The following is a 19,398-nucleotide window of genomic DNA, read 5'->3' as shown; positions in this document are numbered from 1 at the left end:
ATGATTCCCTGGCGGATAGCCCGTGTGGCGTTGCGTATCGTTCACGTGGCAGCCGATGGAGCGGGCTTGACCGACTCCAGATACTGGACGAAGGCGTCTGGTGCGACGGGTTTACTGAAGTAGTAACCCTGGCCTTCCTCGCATTGATGAGCCTCGAGGAAATTCAGTTGCTCGAGGGTTTCCACCCCTTCGGCGATGATGGTCAGTTTCAGGCTCCGGCCGAGGCTGATGATGGCGCTGACCAGGGCGGCCGCATTGCTGTCGCTGCTCAGTCCGCGAATGAACGACTGATCGATTTTCAGCACATCGATAGGGAAACGCTGCAGATAACTCAGGCTGGAATAACCGGTGCCGAAGTCATCGATGGCCAGCCGCACGCCCAGTGCCTTGAGGCGGTTGAGGGAGGTGACGGTGGCATCGATGTTTTGCATCAACACGCCTTCAGTGATTTCCAGTTCCAGCAAGTCGGGGTCCAGGCCGGTTTGTTCCAGGATCTGCTCGATGCCGTCGACGAAGTCGCGTTGACGGAAATCGAGGGCCGACATGTTCACTGACATGCGGATGTCCCCGATGCCCGCCGCCTGCCAGGCACGGGCCTGCTGGCAGGCCTCGGCCAGCACCCATTTGCTCAATGGCACGATCAGTCCGCTGTCTTCGGCAACGCTGATGAATTCCGAGGGATAGACCAAGCCGTTCCCCGGTTTTTGCCAGCGAATCAACGCCTCGGCGCCGACCACCTGGCCACTGGTCAGGTCGACTTTGGGTTGGTAATGCAGCACGAATTCATGACGCTCCAGCGCCAGGCGGATGCCAGTCTCGATGCTTTGCAGATCCCGGGCGCGCTGGTTCATTTCATCGATGAAAAAGCTGAAATCATTCGGCCCGGTTTCCTTGACGTTGCGCATGGCGGTTTCGGCTTTTTTGATCAGCTCGATGGCATCCAGACCGTCATCGGGGTAAATGCTGATGCCCAGACTCGCGGTCACGCTAAGGTCGTGGCCGGCGATGTGCTGGGGCGCGCGAATCGCGCCCAATAGTTTTTCAGCGATACCCCGGGTCTGCTGGGGGTGGCGGATATCGGCGAGGATCACCACGAACTCGTCGGAGCCGTAGCGAAATACCGAGTCGGACTCACGCACCGTGGCCACCAGATTGCGGCCCACCTGCTTGAGCATCTCGTCACCGGCCGGATGGCCAAGAGCGTTATTAATGCGCTTGAAGCGGTCCAGCCCCAGAAACATCACCGCCAGTTGCTTGTCATGGCGCCGGGACAATGCCAGCGACTGGTTCAACCGGTCCCCCAGCAACGTGCTGTTGGGCAATTCGGTCAGCACGTCGTACTGCAACAGATGCGACACCTTGAGCAACTCGTGGACCCGCGCTTCGATGGTTTGCTCCAGGCTCAGCACTTTCATCGCCGCGTCCTGAGCCATCTGCCATTTCCAGGTCAGGGCACTGGCCATCTGGCGGATTTCCAGGCTGTCGAAGGGTTTCTTCAACACCAGCAACTGGTCGCCGAATTCCAGCCGTTCAGCCATGGCTTCCCAGGTGTAATCCGAATACGCGGTGCACAAGGCGATTTGCAGGTGCGGGTCGGCTTGCCACAGCTGTTCGATGGTCTCAAGTCCGTCCCAGCCCGGCGGCATGCGCATGTCAGTGAACACCAAGGCGTAGGGGCGGCCTTCGGCCAGCGCGCGCTTGACCAGTTCAAGGGCTTCCTGACCCTGATAGGCCGAGTCGAGCTGGAAGGTCAGCCGGTCAACCGGCTGCGTGCCGAACAGCGCTGATTCGGTGCCGGCCAGGGACTGTTCACTTTCGGTTTCGGGACCGAGAATCTTGCGAAAATCCTCATGAATCGAAGGCGTGTCGTCGATGATCAGGATGCGCCGATTGGTCCGCACGAAAGGCACTTTCATCCTTTGTCCTCCGTGGACCGTGGCGGGTTGTCCCGGATCGGCCCGATGTCGTGGCTCGGTGGCGCGATGGTCCCGGCTTTGAGCAACGCGGCGGCCTGCTGGCTGCTGACCGCTTTGCTGAAGTAGTAACCCTGGGCGTTCATCGGCGACCCGGTGGCCATCAATGAGCTGCGCTGTTCCTGGGTTTCGACCCCTTCGGCGATGATGCCGATGCCGACATCCCGGGCGAAGTTGATGATGGCGCGCAAGGTGTTGGCACTGGCCGGGTCACGAGCGGCCGTGTCGATGAAGGCTTGCGCGAGTTTCAGGTGATTGACCTGATAGGTCTTGAGGTAATCGAACGACGAATACTCGGTGCCGAAGTCATCGATGGCGATTTTCACCCCCAGTTCCCGCAGGCGTGGCAGCACATCGTTGTGGGTCCATTTGGTCTGGGCCAGGGTCGCTTCGGTGACGTCGAATCGCAGGTCTGCGGCTTGCAGTTCCCAGCGAGCAGTGGTGCGCAGCACGTCGTAAATCAGCTCCGGCCCGCTCTTGAGTTGGGCCAGAGACAGCTTGATCGCAATCACCGGTGGCGCGACACCCTCATCACGCCACTGACGCATCTGCCGGCAGGCGCGATCCAGCACCCAATGACCAAGGGCGATGATCGTGCCGGTCTTCTCGGCGGCGGGCAGGAACGTGGAGGCGTCGAGCAAACCGCGCTCAGGGTGATTCCAGGTGACCACTGCTTCCATGCCGAGAATTTTGCCGCTGCTCAGGTCCACTTCCGGCCAGTAGTGCAGTTCGAGTTCATCGTGTTCGACGGCCGTTCTCAGTTCGCTGGCGATGGTCATGCGTTCGACCACCTCCTGGTTGATCTCGTCGGAATGGAAGTGGTACTGGTTGCGGCCCTTTTCCTTGGAGCGATACAGCGCCATGTCGGCCTGGGTCAACAGGCCGTCGGCACTGGTGCTGACTGCGCTGTAACTGCTGATGCCGATGCTGACCGAGACGCGTACGTCGTTGCCGCCCAAGGCGTAGGGCAGCACCAGGGCATCGCGGACTTTGGCGGCGAGGGCGGCGGAGTGGGTCGGGTCGCTGACGTCCAGTTGCAGAATCGCGAACTCGTCGCCACCGAGGCGGGCCACCACGTCGTTTTCGCGCACGCAAGCCTTGATGCGCCGGGCAACTTCTTGCAACAGCAGGTCGCCCACCGGGTGGCCGAGGGTGTCGTTGATGCGTTTGAAGTGGTCCAGGTCCAGGTAAAAGATGGCAAACGCCGTCGCCCCGCGACGTGCTGCGGCGAACGCCTGGTGCAGGCGTTCGATCAGCGTCGCGCGATTGGCGAGGCCGGTCAGCCCGTCGGTACGTGCCAGCAGGGCGATTTTTTCCTCGGCCAGTTTGCGTTCGGTGACGTCAATGATGATGCCTTCGACTTCCAGCAGACGGCCTTCGTCGTCGCGCACCGGGATGTAACGGTTTTCCACCCAGCGCCAGGCACCGTTGGCGGTGCGCATGCGGAATTCGATGGACGCGCCCGCCGCATGGCGGTCCAGCACCCGGGCCATGGCGGTGTCGACCTTCGCTTGATCCTCGGGATGGATCAGTTCCTGCGCCCAGTTGGCCGAGGCTACAAGGTTCGCGGCAATGTGACCGTATTTGGTGATGTTGTGCGAGATGTACATCAGTGGAAAAGACGGTTCGCCCCGTAGCCGGTACAGAATGGTCGGGCTGTTCTGCACGATGATGTTGGCATCCGACAGCTCGCGGGTACGCTCCTCGACCGCGTGTTCGAGCAGCGACATTTTCAGCGCAGCGTCTTCGGTCATTTGCCACTTGGCGGTCAGGGCGCTGGCCATCTGGCGGATCTCGATGGCATCGAAGGGCTTCTTCAGGATCAGCAGGCGATCGCCCAGCTCCAGGCGCTCGTCGATGTCTTCCCAGGAATAGTCCGAATAAGCGGTGCACAGCGCCACTTGCAGTTTCGGGTCGACCTGCCACAGCCGTTCGATGGTTTCCAGGCCGTCCCAGCCCGGTGGCATGCGCATGTCGATGAACGCCATCGCGTAGGGCAGGTCGTTGGCCAATGCGGTCTCGACCTTGTCCAGCGCTTCGAGGCCCTGAAACGCCGAGTCGAGGACGAAACTCTGCAGCCTTGTCGCTGCCGGGGTGCCGAACAGGGCGCTTTCAGCGCGGATCAGGCTGTCGTTATCGGAGCAGGGCGGACTGAGGATCTTGTGGAAGTCCTCGTGAATCGAGTTGGTGTCGTCGACGATCAGAATCCGCCGGTTGGTCCGTGCCAGCAGCGTATTCATCGACAAATGCCGGTATCGGCAGCGGTTTGGTGCACAGTGCTCATAAGGGGCATCCTTTTCCCTGACCACCAGACCGTACGTTCTGATGATGGATCCGAGTGATGTGAGCATAGTCGCCCGCAGGTGACTTCGCGTCGCGGACTGAAACGAATGATTACGGCGGCGCACCAAAAACCATCTAGCCTGTAGCTCAGGATGACGCTGTACCGCTCCGTTTGAGGTTACGCCATGGAAGAGCAACTCCCCGCGACACTGCCCCATCAGCCCAAGGTTCTGCTGGTCGATGATGAGGAATCGATCCTCAACAGCTTGCGCCGCCTGTTGCGCGGCCAGCCTTACGAAGTGTTGCTGGCGACCAGTGGCGCCCAGGCCCTGGAAATCATGGCGCAGCAGCCCGTCGACCTGGTGATGAGCGATGCGCGCATGCCCAATATGGACGGCGCCTCGCTGCTTTGCGAGATCCACAAGAAATATCCGACGACCACCCGGATTCTGCTGACCGGTTATGCAGACCTGCCGACGATCATCAAAGCCATCAACGAAGGGCAGATTCACCGCTACATCAGCAAACCCTGGAACGACGAGGAAATGCTCCTGACCTTGCGCCAGGCCCTGGCTCACCAGCATTCCGAGCGCGAACGCCAACGCCTGCTGCTCCTGACGCGGCAGCAGAACGACCAGCTGAAATCGCTCAACAGCACGCTGGAAAAGCACGTCGCGGCGCGCACCTGCGAGCTCCAGCAAACCGCTGACATGCTCGACCTGGCCTACGAAGAGCTCAAGCACAGCTACGTCACCGGCACCGAGGTGTTCTCGTTGCTGGCCAACCTGCGCCTGCCGCCGGCCAAACAGACCAATCGCCAGATCATCGAACTGGTGCGGGTCTACTGCAAACGCCATGAACTGGATGAAGGCACCTGCCGCGACCTGACCATGGCGGCGGCGCTCTACAACATCGGCAAGTTGAGCTGGACCGACAGCATGATGAACGCGCCCTCGGACCTGCTGCACCACAACGAACGCGAGCGTTATCGCGGATATCCAAAGCAGAGTGAATCGCTGTTGATGACGCTGGATCCGATGAAGGATGCCGCACGTCTGATCCTGCACCATCAGGAACGCTGGGACGGCAGCGGCTTCCCGGACCGGCTCAAGGGCGAGGCGATTCCGTTCGGTTCGCGGTTGCTGAAACTGGCGGTGGACTTCATCGAATTGCAGCGCGGCTTGATCCTTGAACGGCAGATGAACAGCGACGAAGCGCTGGTGTATATCCGCAGTTATGCCGGGCGGCTTTACGACCCGGACATGGTGGAAGATTTCGTTCAGGTGTGTGCCGCGTACCTGAGCGATGTGTCGTTGGCCGATCCATCGGTCAAGGTCATGACCACCCGCGAGGTAACGGCGGGAATGGTGCTGGCGCGCAACCTCAATGCCGACAACGGCATGTTGTTGCTCAATGCCGGCAAGGTGCTGAACGCACCGCTGGTGGAGAAACTGATCGCGTTTGAAGCGATGGAAGGGGCGAAATACAGCATCTTTGTGAAGGTGCCGGAAGGAGAGGGTGCGATTCTCGAGGCCGGTTAGCGGTCCCTATCGCTGCACTGTTCTCCTGTAGGAGCGAGCTTGCTCGCGATGTGCGTGAGAACGCTACGGGGTGCCAGGTTTACAGCGTTATCGTTGACGACCATCGCGAGCAAGCTCGCTCCTACAAGGGGCGTGACGGCGCACCGACACTCGTGTGATCCTTTCGACCTTTACCCAAGGCCATTGCTGATCCATGACTTCTTCATCCGCCGCCTCACCCCGCCTGATTCGCATCGCCGCCGCCCTGTTGATCGGTCCCGACGGTCGCACCTTGCTGGTCCGCAAGCGCGGTACCGAAGCCTTCATGCAAGCGGGGGGCAAGATTGAAGCCCATGAACAGCCGGTCCACGCCCTGGCCCGTGAACTGGAAGAAGAACTGGGCTTGATCATCGATCCGGCCCACGCCACTTACCTCGGGCAGTTTTCGGCACCGGCCGCCAACGAACCGGGTTTTGTCGTCCAGGCCGAACTATTTCAGCTGACTATCGGCCCAGACGTTTCTCCGGCGGCCGAGATCGAAGCGGTGTGCTGGATCGACCCGGCCACCGATGGCGATGTCCTGTTGGCGCCATTGACACGGGACCTGATCCTGCCGTTTTATCGAGCGTCGCTGATCGCGATCACCTGATCATTTCCGGACCAAGGACTGCCCCATGATCCCGCTTCAAGACTTGCTGATCTTCGCCGCCGCCGCGCTGCTGATGGTGCTGACGCCAGGGCCGAACATGATCTACCTGATCTCCCGTTCGATCTGCCAGGGGCGCAAGGCCGGGGTCACTTCGCTGCTCGGCGTGGTCGGCGGTTTCTTCGTGCACCTGTTCGCCGCCGCAGCGGGTTTGACCGCCGTGTTTCTGGCGGTGCCGATGGCGTATGAAGTGTTGAAGTGGGCGGGCGCGCTGTACCTGGTATGGCTGGCCTGGCAGGCGGTGAAACCGGGGGCGCGTTCACCCTTTGAAGCGCAACAGTTGCCGCCCGACTCGTCGCGAAAACTGATCACCATGGGGTTTCTGACCAGTGCCCTTAACCCGAAAATCGCCGTGTTCTACCTGTCGGTGTTTCCGCAATTCATCACGCCCGAGCACGGTTCGGTGTTCACCCAAAGCATCATCCTCGGCCTGACCCAGATCAGCGTCAGTTTCTGCGTCAACCTGATGATTGCGCTGTTCGCCGCAGGCATTGCCTCCTGGTTCGTCAATAACCCGACCTGGCTGGCAGTGCAGCGTTATTTCATGGGGTTCGTGCTGGCGGCGCTGGCGGTGCGGCTGATGCTTGAGCAACGACGGACCGCCTGACATGTGGATCGAGCCGCTGGTTCCCAGCCATGCCCTGGACTATCGGGCGCTGATGCTTGAAGCCTATGACCTGCACCCGCAGGCGTTTACCTCCAGCGTGCGCGAACGCGCGGCGATGCCGCTGAGTTGGTGGGAATCGCGCCTGAGCAGCCCGCTGGATGTGGTGCTCGGCGCCTTCGAGGACGGGAAGTTGGCGGGCATCGTCGGCCTGGCCTTCGACCCTCGCGAAAAGGCCGGGCACAAGGCGACGCTGTTTGGCATGTATGTGTGCGGCGAGGTCCGCCAGCGCGGGCTCGGTTTTCAGTTAGTCCAGGCCGCTTTGACCGAGGCGCGGGCGCATCCGCGCCTGAGGCTGATCCAGTTGACCGTCACCGCCGGCAATGCAGCGGCGTTCAATCTGTACCAGCGCTGCGGCTTCATCCAGTACGGCCTCGAACCGCTGGCGGTACGGGTGGGCGAGGACTATTTCGACAAGATTCATATGTGGCGCGAGGTCTGACCCCCACCCAGATCCTGTGGGAGCGGGCTTGCCCGCGATAGCGGCCTGTCAGATACATCATTGTTGAATTTGCTATCGCCATCGCGGGCAAGCCCGCTCCCACAGGAAATGTGTGTTGCTAACGAACTGCGCTGACACCGTCGAGGGTGGAGAACGATGTGTCCTTGGCCGTCAGCAAGAAATCGCGCATGTAGGGCGCGTCCAGCATGTCCGCGCGAATCCCGGCATACAGCGTCGCAAATAATCCCTTCTCGCCCAGCCGTTTGGCTTTCACATAGCCCCGTGAACTGTATTCATGCAGTGCCCAATGCGGCATGCCGCAGACGCCGCGACCGCTGGCCACCAGTTGCATCATCATCACCGTCAGCTCCGAGGTGCGGACCTGCGCCGGTTCGATGTCGGCGGGTTCGAGGAAACGGGTGAAGATGTCCAGCCGATCACGTTCCACCGGATAAGTGATCAGGGTTTCCGTGAGCAAATCTTCCGGGACGATGTATGCCTTGCTCGCCAGACGATGCTGGTTGGCCACCGCGAGCATGGCCTCGTACGTGAACAGCGGTACATAAGTGATCCCGGCCAGTTCCAGTGGATCGGACGTCACCACCAAATCCAGATCGCCACGGGCCAGGGCGGGTAATGGCGCAAAAGAGAAACCCGATGCCAGGTCCAGTTCGACTTCCGGCCAGGCATCGCGAAACTGGTCGATGGTCGGCATCAGCCACTGGAAGCAGCTGTGGCACTCGATGGCCATGTGCAAACGCCCGGCGGTGCCACCGGCCAGCCGCGCGATATCACGCTCGGCGCCGCGCAGCAGCGGCAGGGTGGCATCGGCCAGTTGCAGCAGGCGCAGACCGGCGCTGGTGAAACGCACCGGCTTGGTCTTGCGCACGAATAATGGCATGCCCATACGCTCCTCCAGCTCCTTGAACTGATGGGACAGTGCCGACTGCGTCAGGTGCAGACGGTCGGCGGCATCGACCAGGCTGTCGGCTTCGCGCAGGGCGTGCAGGGTCTTCAGGTGGCGGATTTCAAGCACCGGGGGGCTCCATGAGGAAAACTTGTGATCAACACGAAAAGGTTGAGTTTGTCTCATGTTGGTCTGGCTGTCGACAATAGCGCCATCTTTTGAAGGAGCAATTTTCCATGGCACTGGCCCACACACTTGGTTTCCCACGCATCGGCGCGGACCGCGAACTGAAAAAAGCCCTCGAATCCTACTGGAAGGGCGACCTTGATCAGGATGCGCTGAACAGCGTCGGCCGCCAATTGCGTGCCACTCACTGGCAATTGCAGAAGGATGCCGGCATTGACCTGCTGCCGGTCGGCGATTTCGCCTGGTACGACCAGGTGTTGACCCACTCCCTGATGTTCGGCGTGATCCCGCAGCGCTTCGACAGCGCCAATAACGCCAATGGCCTGCCGACCCTCGACACGCTGTTCGCCATGGCCCGTGGCGCCACGGCATCTTGCTGCGGCGGCGATCACGACAAGGCGCAATACGCCCAGGAATTGACCAAGTGGTTCGACACCAACTACCACTACCTGGTCCCGGAATTCAGCGCCGATCAACCCTTCAAGCTGAGCTGGGAACAGCTGTTCGACGAGGTCGACGAAGCCAAAGCCCTCGGCCATAACGTCAAACCGGTGATCATCGGCCCGCTGACTTACCTGTGGCTGGGCAAGGCCAAAGGCAACGACTTCGACAAACTCGACCTGCTCGAACGCCTGCTGCCGATCTACGGTGAAATCCTCGGCCGCCTCGCGGCTCAAGGGGTTGAATGGGTGCAGATCGACGAGCCGATCCTGACCCTCGACCTGCCGCAAGCCTGGAAAAACGCCTTCGAACGCGCTTACCACATCCTCCAATATTCGCCGCTGAAAAAACTCGTGGCGACCTACTTCAGCGGTCTGGAAGACAACCTCGGGCTGGCCGTCGGTTTGCCCGTGCAAGGCTTGCACATCGACGCGGTGAGGGCGCCGGATCAACTCGGGCAAGTGCTGGATCGGCTGCCGACCTACAAGATTCTGTCGGTGGGCCTGGTCAACGGTCGCAACGTCTGGCGCTGCGAACTGGAACCCGTGCTCGCGCAATTGCAGTTCGCCCAGGAACGCTTTGGCGACAACTTGTGGGTCAGCAGTTCCTGCTCGCTGCTGCACAGCCCGGTGGACCTGGAACGCGAAGACAAACTCGACCCGGAACTGAAAAGCTGGCTGGCGTTTGCCGTGCAGAAGTGTGGCGAAATCGCCGTGCTGCGTGACGCCCTCAACGATCCGCAAGCGCCCAAAGTTCAGGCCGCGCTGGCCGAAAGCCGGGCGATCCAGGCCAGTCGCGCCGAGTCGCCGCGTATCCATAAAGCCGAGGTCCAGGCACGCATCGACGCTATCGGTGCAACGGACAGCCAACGTCAATCGCCGTTCGCCAAACGCATCGAACAACAGCGCGCCCGGTTGAAACTGCCGGCCTTCCCGACCACCACCATCGGCTCGTTTCCGCAGACCGGTGCGATCCGTCTCGCGCGTCAGGCGTTCAAGCAAGGCAAGCTGTCGGCCAACGACTACACCGACGCCATGCACAGCGAAATCCGCCACGCGGTGCAAGTCCAGGAACGCCTGGGGCTGGACGTGCTGGTGCACGGTGAAGCCGAACGCAACGACATGGTCGAGTACTTCGCCGAGCAGCTGGACGGTTATGCGTTTACCCGCTTCGGCTGGGTGCAGAGCTACGGTTCGCGTTGCGTGAAACCGGCGATCATTTATGGCGACCTGAGCCGTCCGAACGCGATGACCGTTGACTGGATCACTTACGCGCAGAGCCTCACCGACAAGGTCATGAAAGGCATGCTCACCGGTCCCGTGACCATGCTGATGTGGTCGTTCCCCCGTGAAGATGTCTCGCGCAAAGTCCAGGCCCAGCAGCTGGCGCTGGCGTTGCGTGATGAAGTGGTCGACCTGGAAAACGCCGGCATCAAGATTGTGCAAATCGACGAAGCGGCCTTCCGTGAAGGCTTGCCGCTGCGCCGGGCGCAATGGCAGGAATACCTCGATTGGGCGGTGGAAGCGTTTCGCCTGAGTGCGTCCGGCGTGCGTGATGAAACGCAGATCCACACGCACATGTGCTACAGCGAATTCAACGATGTGATCGAGTCCATCGCGGCCATGGATGCTGATGTGATTACCATCGAAACCTCGCGTTCGGACATGGAATTACTCGAGGCCTTCGAGGCGTTTGATTACCCGAACGACATCGGGCCAGGCGTGTATGACATTCACTCGCCACGGGTGCCGGACACCGCCGAAATCGTCAAGTTGATGAGTAAAGCGGTGCAGCGGATTCCGGCTGAACGCCTGTGGGTCAACCCCGATTGCGGGTTAAAAACCCGGGCGTGGCCGGAAACCGAAGCGGCCTTGATCAACATGGTCGCCGCCGCCCGCCAGCTTCGCAGCCAGTTGGCCTGACACAAACCCTGTGTGGGTATACATCGCGCTCGCTGGTTTGATCGTGCAAATAACTCGCGCCAGCGCCAATTACCTGTGGGAGCGAGCCTGCTCGCGAATACGGATTGTCAGTCTCATTAATGCTGACTGTGCTGGCGCTTTCGCGAGCAGGCTCGCTCCCACATTTACCGGTGATATCTCACGTATCAGAGATGTTCAAAGTGCGGCAACACCACCGACCGTTTGCCGATGTCGGCATAAGGCAAATCGGCATTGTCAGCGTGAGTCAAAAAACGGTGTTCGGGCAGTTTCAAATGAGCTTTCTCGAACTCGATGAAATGGGGCACCGCCTTGGAGTAGTGGAAGTGGGCGTACCACAACAAACCGGCCGGGGTTTTCGTCATGTCCCAGACTTCATACTCCTGCATATAGTCCGTCCGGCCATCCCGGCGCTTGTCGAGCTTTTTGAACGGACTGAATTTATAAGCCTTGACGACTTTTTGAGTGATCAGATCGTCCAGCATTCCATCAGTGGGTTTTTTGCTCAGCAGCGATTGCCGGGTGCGCATGGCGCGCCCGCTGGCGATCAACTCTTGGGCCTTGTCGCGCAGTTGCGTGATCAAAATGTTGTTCGGGGAAAGGGTTTCAATGCCGCGAGCGCGAAGGGCAAGTTCATTCGCTTCTTTGAGCATCATGTCCTCCAGGTCAACGGGAAGCATGCCTTGGGCCGCGTAGGACTGAACCCTGGTTTTATAGCTGTCTTGCATCGCCAGTTTCTGACGGGCTTCGGTCATTAAAGATTCAAGGTTCTTTTGGGCGGGAGCGACCGGCAGTGGTTGTGGATTGCGCAGGCGATACCTGCCGTTGCTCGCGGGCTCCCAGATTTCCCTGTAGCCGCCTTGACCGGTCACAGTGTATTGCACCGGTTGAGTAGCCGACCCAAGGCGCTCTTCTCCGATCAGTAGTTGATCGTTTTCAGTGGTAAACACCTTCCTGCGGATTTCGCCCGGTTGGGGAACTCCCGGTGCGGTAGTCAGTGCCTTGCGTGCCCGCTCCGACATCTTTTCCAGGCTATCAAGGAAGGGGGGCACGGTCTCGAGGTGGAAGTGTTGTGGGTAGCTGGCGGTCCAGGCTTTCATTGCAAGACGGAACTGATCGTATTGCTCGATGCATTCTTGAAGAATCCGGTTGCGTTGCGCCCTGGTCGCGCTGACTTCCGGCAAGCCGATTTGCGCAAACAACGCCCGGTCGACCCCGGTTCTTTTAACCTGCACCTGGCTTTGCAGGAAGACCCAGGACACATCATCGGTGGTGTCATAGCGCGTCACCGTTTCCATCAAGTTGCCCGTCCTCAAGTTGAGGAGGTTGGCATCGCTCAGACGCTTGCTCAAGTCTGTAACTGCTTCGGTGATTTGCGCTTTTTGTGAACTGACGGTGATGCGCTCATACCAGTAGTTGAGGTCACTCATGAGGGATTCGATCGTGTCGAATTCTTTCAGCATTTCCAGGCGCAGCTTGCGAATATCGTTCAGCACACGCAACCGTTCTGCCAGGGGGGATTTCAATATCGAATCAAGGTCATCCGACAGCGCATCGATACGATCCAAAAGAGGCACCACCCGATGATTGGCCAGGTACACCCGATGCTGGGCCCTGTCCGCCATTATCAAGGCACCATTGCTTCGTAACTCCTTGACAGTGGTCTGCTTGTTGCCATGAGTCAGAGGAAATAGTTCAGACAGTGTCTGGAGATGCTTCCTGACGAGCTCGATGTCGCCGATGCAAGCGGCTTCAGTTGCACGCAACAAGCCTGCACGCTGATCTGGAGTGGCCGCGTAGTAGGCCTTCAAAGCGGCGTCTGTGTGTATTACCCGTGCATCCACTTGATCGCCCAGGTTATTGACCTCCATGGTCAGAGCCTGATGTCGGCGATGAGCCTGATCAACCCACCAGCGTGGCAGCCGTTCGCGGATGGCAGCGGGCCACAGGGGATCCAGCGCATTGGCCATGTGCCCGAGCAGGTTGCCGCCGCCGAGTCCACCCCCTTCGAAGGTCGTGCCGTAGACGCCGTACCAGGTGTCCCATTGGCCCGTTTCATCCAGGGCAACCGGTTGCTTGTAGGTTTTGCGACTGTTGCCGGTCAGCCGCCAGTTGCGCGAGTCGCTGCTCCATTCGACCTGGAACACCCGACCCTGACGGACAATGAAATCACCGTCGGCATGCCGGTAGACATTGCGGTAAGCGCCATGGGTCGCCGGTTGCATTGCGCTCAGCGACAGGGGTTTTTCATACTCGTAGCCGGCGAAACGCGCGACCACATGCCGGGCCTGTCGCATGGACGGCGCGTGCAAGGCGGCGGCACTGATGCTCAGCGCCCGAAGCTGGCGGGTGCGTGTCAATGCGCGGGCGCCGGTGCCCAGTGCGGAGGCGATGGCTTCTCCCGGCAACAGATCCATCGCCGCATCAATCAATGACAACAGCACCGAGCCAAGCTCGGCCACGCCGTCTCCCACATCACCGCGCAAAAACGCTGCCGCCGCCTGATTCGCAGCGGTCCAGGCATCGTAAAGGGCGACGGCCGTTCCGATAACAGGCAGCAAGCCGATGGCCATTTTTATGTAGGCAAACGCGCGCGGGCCTTGCAACGCATAGCGCTCCAAATACAACGCATCATTTGAGCGCGACGTACCGCGATGAGCTTCGATCAGGCGCCCTTGGTGCGCATCGAGCAAATGGGCCGCCAGCGACGTGTGGGCGGGCCAGCGCGCGCCGACGCCGATGATGGCGTCGAAGTGTTTGTCCTGGGCGTCACTGATCCGGCTGACGTGCGCCCGCACGTTGCCCTGCAAGGCGCGACCAGCGAGATAATTGATCATCGAGTCTTGCGCGCACAGGTTGAACAGTGCCTTGCGAGCCGCTTCCAGGCTGTCGTAGCGCCGTAAAAACCGGTCATCAGGGCTATCCGGGGTGTACAGCAACGTGACGCCGCTGACCTGTTCCTGGATGAACGTCACACCGGACAGAGTGACCCCGCCTTCGTTCGGCGTGTCCTTGCCACCAACGGTCAGGTAGACCGGCAGTATCGCCACGCGCTTGCCGCCAGCGAGCCAGGCTTGCGGCGTGTCGGCATCGATGGCGATGTTGAGGAGATGCAATTCGTCAGGGCTGATCTGTTTTTGCAGGCGCGCAAACTCGCCCTGCAACTTGAGCATCAGGCGCCACGGTTCGAGCAGGCATTCGCGCCGATGCGCGTTCACAAACGCGGTCTCGTCGGGCGAGCCGGTGTAAGCACGGTGGATCTGTTGTTCGTACGCCTTGGGCAGATCCAGCTCCGGGAGGATCTTGCGCAGGTAGGTCAGGTTGATGCCATTGAGCAGCGTGATCCGTTCCTGGGCCACGGCCGCCGTGACCTCCAGCCGCATGAACACCAGTCGCTGGGAAAACGCGTCCTGCCGAACCGAATGGACATTGTCGATGTTGAGTTGGGCCAGGTCCTCCAGCGACATTTTGCTTTTTTTGGAGCCGGCCACCATCACCGACGTTTCAGTCTTCCCGGTTGGCGTTGCGGTAAAGCGCTTTTCCCAGGCGACTGAATCGGGCAGTTCCAGTTGCACGGCGAAATCGCCCTTGATGTTGAAGTCTTCGCGCAGTCGGGCATGCAAGTGTCGGCGGGTGAAGTCACTGCGCGGCTCGAGGATGACCGTCATCAACCCGTGACTGCGCAGCATGGCCCCGATGTACGCCTGAACCAGGTGTTTCATCGCGTCGCGTTCGGTCTGTGGCAGTTTGGCCAGCCAGTCCGGACGGTGGATGGCCAGGGCCGAGCTGCGGCTTTGCTCCAGCTCATGCGCGAAAACCAGGCTTCGGGCCGCATTCACCGGAACCTGCAGGGCGGCAAGCGTGCGCTCGCGCAATGCTTCGAGCTGCTCGGCTTGCTGTTTTGGTGGGGCCGTCGCGGCGTTGCGCTGGCGGATTGCGGAGGCCTGATTGTCGAAATTCAGGGTGATCTGATTCAGTGCGTAGTGCAGCGGATCGCCACTGATTTTCTTCAGGTGCAGTGAGAGGTTGTTGTTGTCGGTATCGCTGATTTTGAACAGCTGTCGTTCAAGCGTCTGTCGATTGGCGAACCATTGCAGTCCGCCGCCGATCCCCGGCCAGTAAAGCAACACGCTGTGTGGCGATGAGGCATCCGTCAGCACGTCCGGGTGGGTCATCACAAACGGACCGTCGAGCTCCTGGGTGTTGGCCGAGGACGGCTTGCCGTCCTGCCCGCTCAACGACACGGTCAGGCTGGCCGTTACCTTGTCGGCACCTGCATCGTCGGGGGTGTCGAGCAGCGCCTTCAGCAGGTTCGCTTCTTCATCGCTCAGTTGTTTGAGCGCCCGCTGGATTCCGGCCTCGGCGTGCAGACCGTCCTTGTGGGCTTGTTGCAGCGCGGTGAACTCCCGAGTCGAGATAATGACGTCGAGCGACCGTTCCCCGGAGAGCATGGCAGAAGCGGCCTTTTCGGCGGCGTCCTCGGCAGCTTCCAGTGCCTTTTGCAGATCCTTGAGGGCGTTCAGGGCGTCTTGATCGCCAGACTCGCTTTGCAATGTTTCGAGGCTGGCGCGCTGAGTGTGTGTGGCGGCCTGGCGCTGCACCCAGGGAATATCGGGGTACAGACTGCCGAACAAGGCCAGTTCGTCGCTGTCGCTCTCAGCGGTGCCGATTTCCAACGGTTCCAGACTGGGCGGTGCCGCAAACACCGGGCTGTTGCTGCGCTGCCGATCGATGCTGTCCACGTAGACCATGGCCTGCGGGCCCTGTTCGGCCAGGCCGGGCTTTCCAGTGGAACCGTTGCGCAGGGCCGCCATTTGAGCCATTTGCTGATGGTCCAGCAGGTCGCTCATGCCCGCCGACAAGGGCAGGGCCCGGGGGCTGTAAGCAAAACTCAGGTCAGCGCCGGGCAAGCCAACGGGGACGAGGGACTGTTCACTCAGCCAAGCCTCCATGGCCTTGCGCTCAGCGAAGGCTTTGAGAGTCACCGGCCGACTGGGCAGGTACAGCAAGTGTTCGACCGGGGCAGTGTCGCCGACGCTGATGACCCAGGCGGCGGGAAGCTTCACCCGGCTTTTATTGCTCAGCTCCAACTCCAGTCGTTCGCTTTTGATCGGCTGGTTATCCAGGCGCACAACTGTCGAGGTGGCCTCCATCAGTGCCCACAGGGGTTTCAGTTGTTCGGCATTCAGCGTGCGCTCGGCAAAAGCCCGTTGCGCCGTCGCCTGGAAATGATCGCGGTACAGCTGATAGGCGCGTTCGCGGCGAGACACCGGCGTGCCGGGTGCGCGAGCGTCCCAGTAGGCGTTCCAGCGCTCGCTGATGAATGCCTCGACGTTTAGCGCCTGGAGGCGCGCGAGCAATTGCATCGGCGTGAGGGCGAACAGCGCATGAGACGTGGCCACACCGACGATCCGGCAGCGTTGGTTCAGCGTGGTTTCCAGCTGCGGGTGCTGGAAGACAAACGCAAAGGCATCGGTGAGCAGGACGAAGCGTTCGGAATGTTCATCGGTGGCGCTGAACTGCAATCCGATCCCGGCTGCGTCCAGATCCAGCTGCTGTTTCAGTAGACGCTCAAGCGAATCGCGGGTGGATGGCACGCCGGCGAACAGTTCACGCAAGCCCTCGCTGCACTCGCGCCAACGGGCCGAGGCGCTGTGGCGCAGGCTTTCGTCGTGGTTGTCGGGCAGCGGCGATGAGGGCGCAAAGATAATCGGCACGGAGGTGGGGAGGTCGGCGAGAAGTCTATCGGTCATGGGGACATGGCTCGGTTTAGAGGGAGCGGGGGAGTCCGCTCCGTGATCCCGCCATTTAAGAAAAATCTGGAGACGCGTTGGCACTACATAGTTACCGCACCGACCACTCAGCGAGATTCATCAAACTGTCACGCAACTGTGGCAGCGCGAACGCACAAACTTCATCAGACTCGCGCTCTACTGGGGTTCTGCGTTTCGGTGTTTTTCATGTATGCACGATGGGTTTCGACAGCGGTTTTCCTCGCCGCTTTGTTGTCTGGTTTGCCGTCTTTTGCGGCTTCTCGATGTGATGTCAATGTTGCGACCGAACGGGTCGATCTGGCGCAGGTGAGCCTGGCGTACCAGAGCATCGGTCGTGCTTCGGATCCGGCGTTGTTGCTGGTGATGGGCCTGGGCGGGCAGTTGATTCACTGGCCGGACGAGGTGGTGGTTGCGCTGTGTCAGCAGGGTTTTCGGGTGATCCGTTATGACAATCGCGATGTCGGTCTCTCGACCTGGAGGCAGGCGCCGGTCGAGGCCAATCTGACGTTCGAAGTGTTGCGCTACAAGCTCGGTTTGCCGGTGGCGGCGCCTTATTCGTTGACGGACATGGCCGACGATGCGCTCGGTTTGATGGATGCGTTGCAGGTCGAGCAATTTCACGTGTTGGGCGCGAGCATGGGCGGAATGATCGCTCAGCACATGGCGGCCATGGCGCCGCAACGGGTGGAGAGCCTGACGCTGATCATGACCAGTTCCGGAGCCGAGGGTTTGCCGGCGCCGAGTGCGGCGTTGGTGCAGTTACTGTCGCGGCGCGGGGCACCGAATCGGGAAGTGGCGCTGGAGCAGCAGGCTGATTTGCTGGCGGCGCTGGGCAGTCCTGCGGTGAGTGATGACCGGCAGGCGCTGTTGCAGCAGGCGGCGCAGTCTTATGACCGGGCGTTTAATCCTGAGGGGGTGAAGCGTCAGATCATGGCGATTCTCGCCGAGCCCAGTCGGGTGGCGCTGTTGAACACACTGCGGGTGCCGACGCTGGTGGTGCATGGCACGGCAGATCCGCTGTTGCCGGTGATGCATGGGGTGCATCTGGCGGCGCATATTCGTGGGAGTCAGTTGAAGTTGATTCCGGGGTTGGCGCATCGTTTTCAAGAGGCCTTCAAGGTACCGTTGCTGGCGGCGGTGTTGCCCTATTTGCAGGCGCATCGTGAAGACCCTTCGCATTGGGCGCAGATCGATCCTGCGGTCGAACATAATTTGCTGTAACCCCCCCCTGCATTCTGTGGGAGCTGGCTTGTTAGCGATGGCGGCCTGAAAGCCGACCTGTCTTTTGTGGGTGTACATATCCATTTCTGCGGTAACGGCTGCTTAGGGTTTCGCCCTTACGGCGAGTCCCTTTTGTCAAACGCCACAAAAGGAACCAAAAAGTCTTGCCCCGGCGTCCGGCCCCTCGCTAAAGCTCGGGGTACCCTCGCTCCGGTCCTGCTCCGTGGGCCCGCCGCCATCGGCCATCCATGGCCAAGGGCGGCTAACCCGGCATCCATGCCGGGTTGCCCACTGCGCAGAACCTCCACTCGGCCTTCCGAAGGGGCGGGTAGATCAAAATCAAAAGCGCAAGGCGAGCTAACGCTCGACCTCGTGGTTTGGTTGGGTTCGCCGAAGTTCCCCTGTGGGAGCTGGCTTGCCAGCGATGGCGGCCCGCCAGTCAACCAATTCCCCGCAGATGCACCCGGACCTATTGTGGGAGCGAGCCTGCTCGCGAAGGCGGCCCGCCAGTCAACCAACCTCCCGCAGACGAAACGACCTCCCCCCAAACCCGTTTCCACGGGTGTATCGTTCACTCTTTCCAGCCTGTCCCCAGCCTGCGAGGTGTGTGATGACTACCCCCCTGAAAATCGATTTCGTCAGCGACGTGTCCTGCCCCTGGTGCGTCGTCGGCCTGTACGGTCTGACCCGGGCGCTGGACCTGCTGGGCGATGAGGTCCAGGCCGAGATTCGTTTTCAGCCATTCGAATTGAATCCGAAGATGGGGCCCGAAGGGCAGAACATCACTGAGCACATCACCGAGAAATACGGCTCGACGCCTGAGCAGTCGCAGCAGAATCGCGAGATGATTCGCGCGCGTGGCGCCGAGGTCGGGTTTGCTTTTCGCACCGATGGCAACAGCCGTATTTACAACACCTTCGATGCTCACCGATTGCTGTATTGGGCGGGGCTGGAAGGGTTGCAGTTCAATCTGAAGGAGGCGTTGTTCAAGGCGTATTTCACTGAGGGCGGCAATCCTTCCGATCGCGTTCAGTTGGCGCAGATCGCGCAAGGTGTAGGCCTGGATCGGCAGCGTGCTGAGGCAATTCTGGCCTCGGACGAATTCGCCAAAGAGGTCCGCGAAGAAGAGCAATTGTGGCTTTCACGTGGGGTGAGTTCGGTGCCGACGGTGGTGTTCAACGGGCAGTACGCCGTCAGTGGCGGGCAGCCGGTAGACACCTTTGTCGGGGCGATCCGGCAGATCATGAGCGAAGCCAAGGGCGGAAGAGTCAGCTGATAGCTGGTAGTTGAAGTAAAATATATCAATGTGCCACTATGGGTTTTAGCCGTTGCTGCCGATAC

11 protein-coding genes are annotated in these 19,398 nt (G+C 60.5%); 7 read left to right on the top strand and 4 right to left on the bottom strand.

Going from position 1 to position 19,398, the window contains the following annotated elements:
* Positions 1-41 precede the first annotated feature (41 nt).
* Both F8N62_RS04695 and F8N62_RS04690 read right to left on the bottom strand, forming a co-directional pair.
* On the bottom strand, positions 42-1,916 hold the full coding sequence (locus F8N62_RS04695; protein WP_150709856.1) for a putative bifunctional diguanylate cyclase/phosphodiesterase: 1,875 nt from the start codon (positions 1,914-1,916) through the stop codon (positions 42-44).
* Positions 1,913-4,219, bottom strand: a complete 2,307-nt coding sequence (locus F8N62_RS04690; RefSeq protein ID WP_150709855.1) for an EAL domain-containing protein — start codon at positions 4,217-4,219, stop codon at positions 1,913-1,915. The genes F8N62_RS04695 and F8N62_RS04690 overlap by 4 nt, the downstream gene beginning before the upstream one ends.
* Positions 4,220-4,441: 222 nt before the next feature.
* Between F8N62_RS04690 and F8N62_RS04685 the strand changes: the two genes are divergently transcribed.
* The 4 genes from F8N62_RS04685 (at position 4,442) to F8N62_RS04670 (ending at position 7,588) form a co-directional block, all read left to right on the top strand.
* Positions 4,442-5,797, top strand: a complete 1,356-nt coding sequence (locus tag F8N62_RS04685) for an HD domain-containing phosphohydrolase (RefSeq protein ID WP_150709854.1) — start codon at positions 4,442-4,444, stop codon at positions 5,795-5,797.
* A 193-nt stretch (positions 5,798-5,990) separates the two neighbouring features.
* Entirely contained in the window at positions 5,991-6,425 is a 435-nt protein-coding gene (locus tag F8N62_RS04680; RefSeq protein WP_150709853.1) for an NUDIX hydrolase, read from the top strand.
* Between the two features lie 25 nt (positions 6,426-6,450).
* Positions 6,451-7,089, top strand: a complete 639-nt coding sequence (locus F8N62_RS04675) for a LysE family translocator (protein WP_150709852.1) — start codon at positions 6,451-6,453, stop codon at positions 7,087-7,089.
* Position 7,090: 1 nt separating this feature from the next.
* Positions 7,091-7,588 (top strand): GNAT family N-acetyltransferase, encoded by a 498-nt coding sequence (locus F8N62_RS04670; RefSeq protein ID WP_150709910.1) that lies wholly within the window; start codon positions 7,091-7,093, stop codon positions 7,586-7,588.
* Between the two features lie 118 nt (positions 7,589-7,706).
* On the opposite strand, the gene metR is transcribed toward F8N62_RS04670, so the two are convergent.
* The gene (gene metR, locus F8N62_RS04665; protein WP_008155262.1) at positions 7,707-8,624 is read right to left on the bottom strand and encodes a transcriptional regulator MetR; all 918 of its coding nucleotides are present in this window, start codon (positions 8,622-8,624) and stop codon (positions 7,707-7,709) included.
* 107 nt (positions 8,625-8,731) lie between these two features.
* On the opposite strand from metR, the gene metE reads away from it, so the two are divergent.
* Positions 8,732-11,044 carry a 5-methyltetrahydropteroyltriglutamate--homocysteine S-methyltransferase gene (metE, locus tag F8N62_RS04660; RefSeq protein ID WP_150709851.1) on the top strand — a complete coding sequence of 771 codons (2,313 nt, stop codon included), beginning with the start codon at positions 8,732-8,734 and terminating at the stop codon, positions 11,042-11,044.
* 185 nt (positions 11,045-11,229) lie between these two features.
* On the opposite strand, the gene F8N62_RS04655 is transcribed toward metE, so the two are convergent.
* Positions 11,230-16,815: a dermonecrotic toxin domain-containing protein gene (locus F8N62_RS04655; protein WP_150709850.1), complete on the bottom strand. Its 5,586-nt coding sequence runs from the start codon at positions 16,813-16,815 to the stop codon at positions 11,230-11,232.
* A gap of 207 nt (positions 16,816-17,022) precedes the next feature.
* On the opposite strand from F8N62_RS04655, the gene F8N62_RS04650 reads away from it, so the two are divergent.
* Together F8N62_RS04650 and F8N62_RS04645 are read left to right on the top strand one after the other, a co-directional pair.
* The gene (locus F8N62_RS04650) at positions 17,023-18,057 is read left to right on the top strand and encodes an alpha/beta fold hydrolase (RefSeq protein ID WP_150709849.1); all 1,035 of its coding nucleotides are present in this window, start codon (positions 17,023-17,025) and stop codon (positions 18,055-18,057) included.
* A gap of 610 nt (positions 18,058-18,667) precedes the next feature.
* Positions 18,668-19,333 (top strand): DsbA family oxidoreductase, encoded by a 666-nt coding sequence (locus F8N62_RS04645; RefSeq protein ID WP_150709848.1) that lies wholly within the window; start codon positions 18,668-18,670, stop codon positions 19,331-19,333.
* Positions 19,334-19,398 lie beyond the last annotated feature (65 nt).

Source organism: Pseudomonas fluorescens, from assembly GCF_902497785.1.
Classification (GTDB): Bacteria; Pseudomonadota; Gammaproteobacteria; order Pseudomonadales; family Pseudomonadaceae; genus Aquipseudomonas; species Aquipseudomonas fluorescens_BO.
Note: the sequence above shows the minus strand (reverse complement) of the source record. Positions and strands in the feature narration are given on the sequence as shown.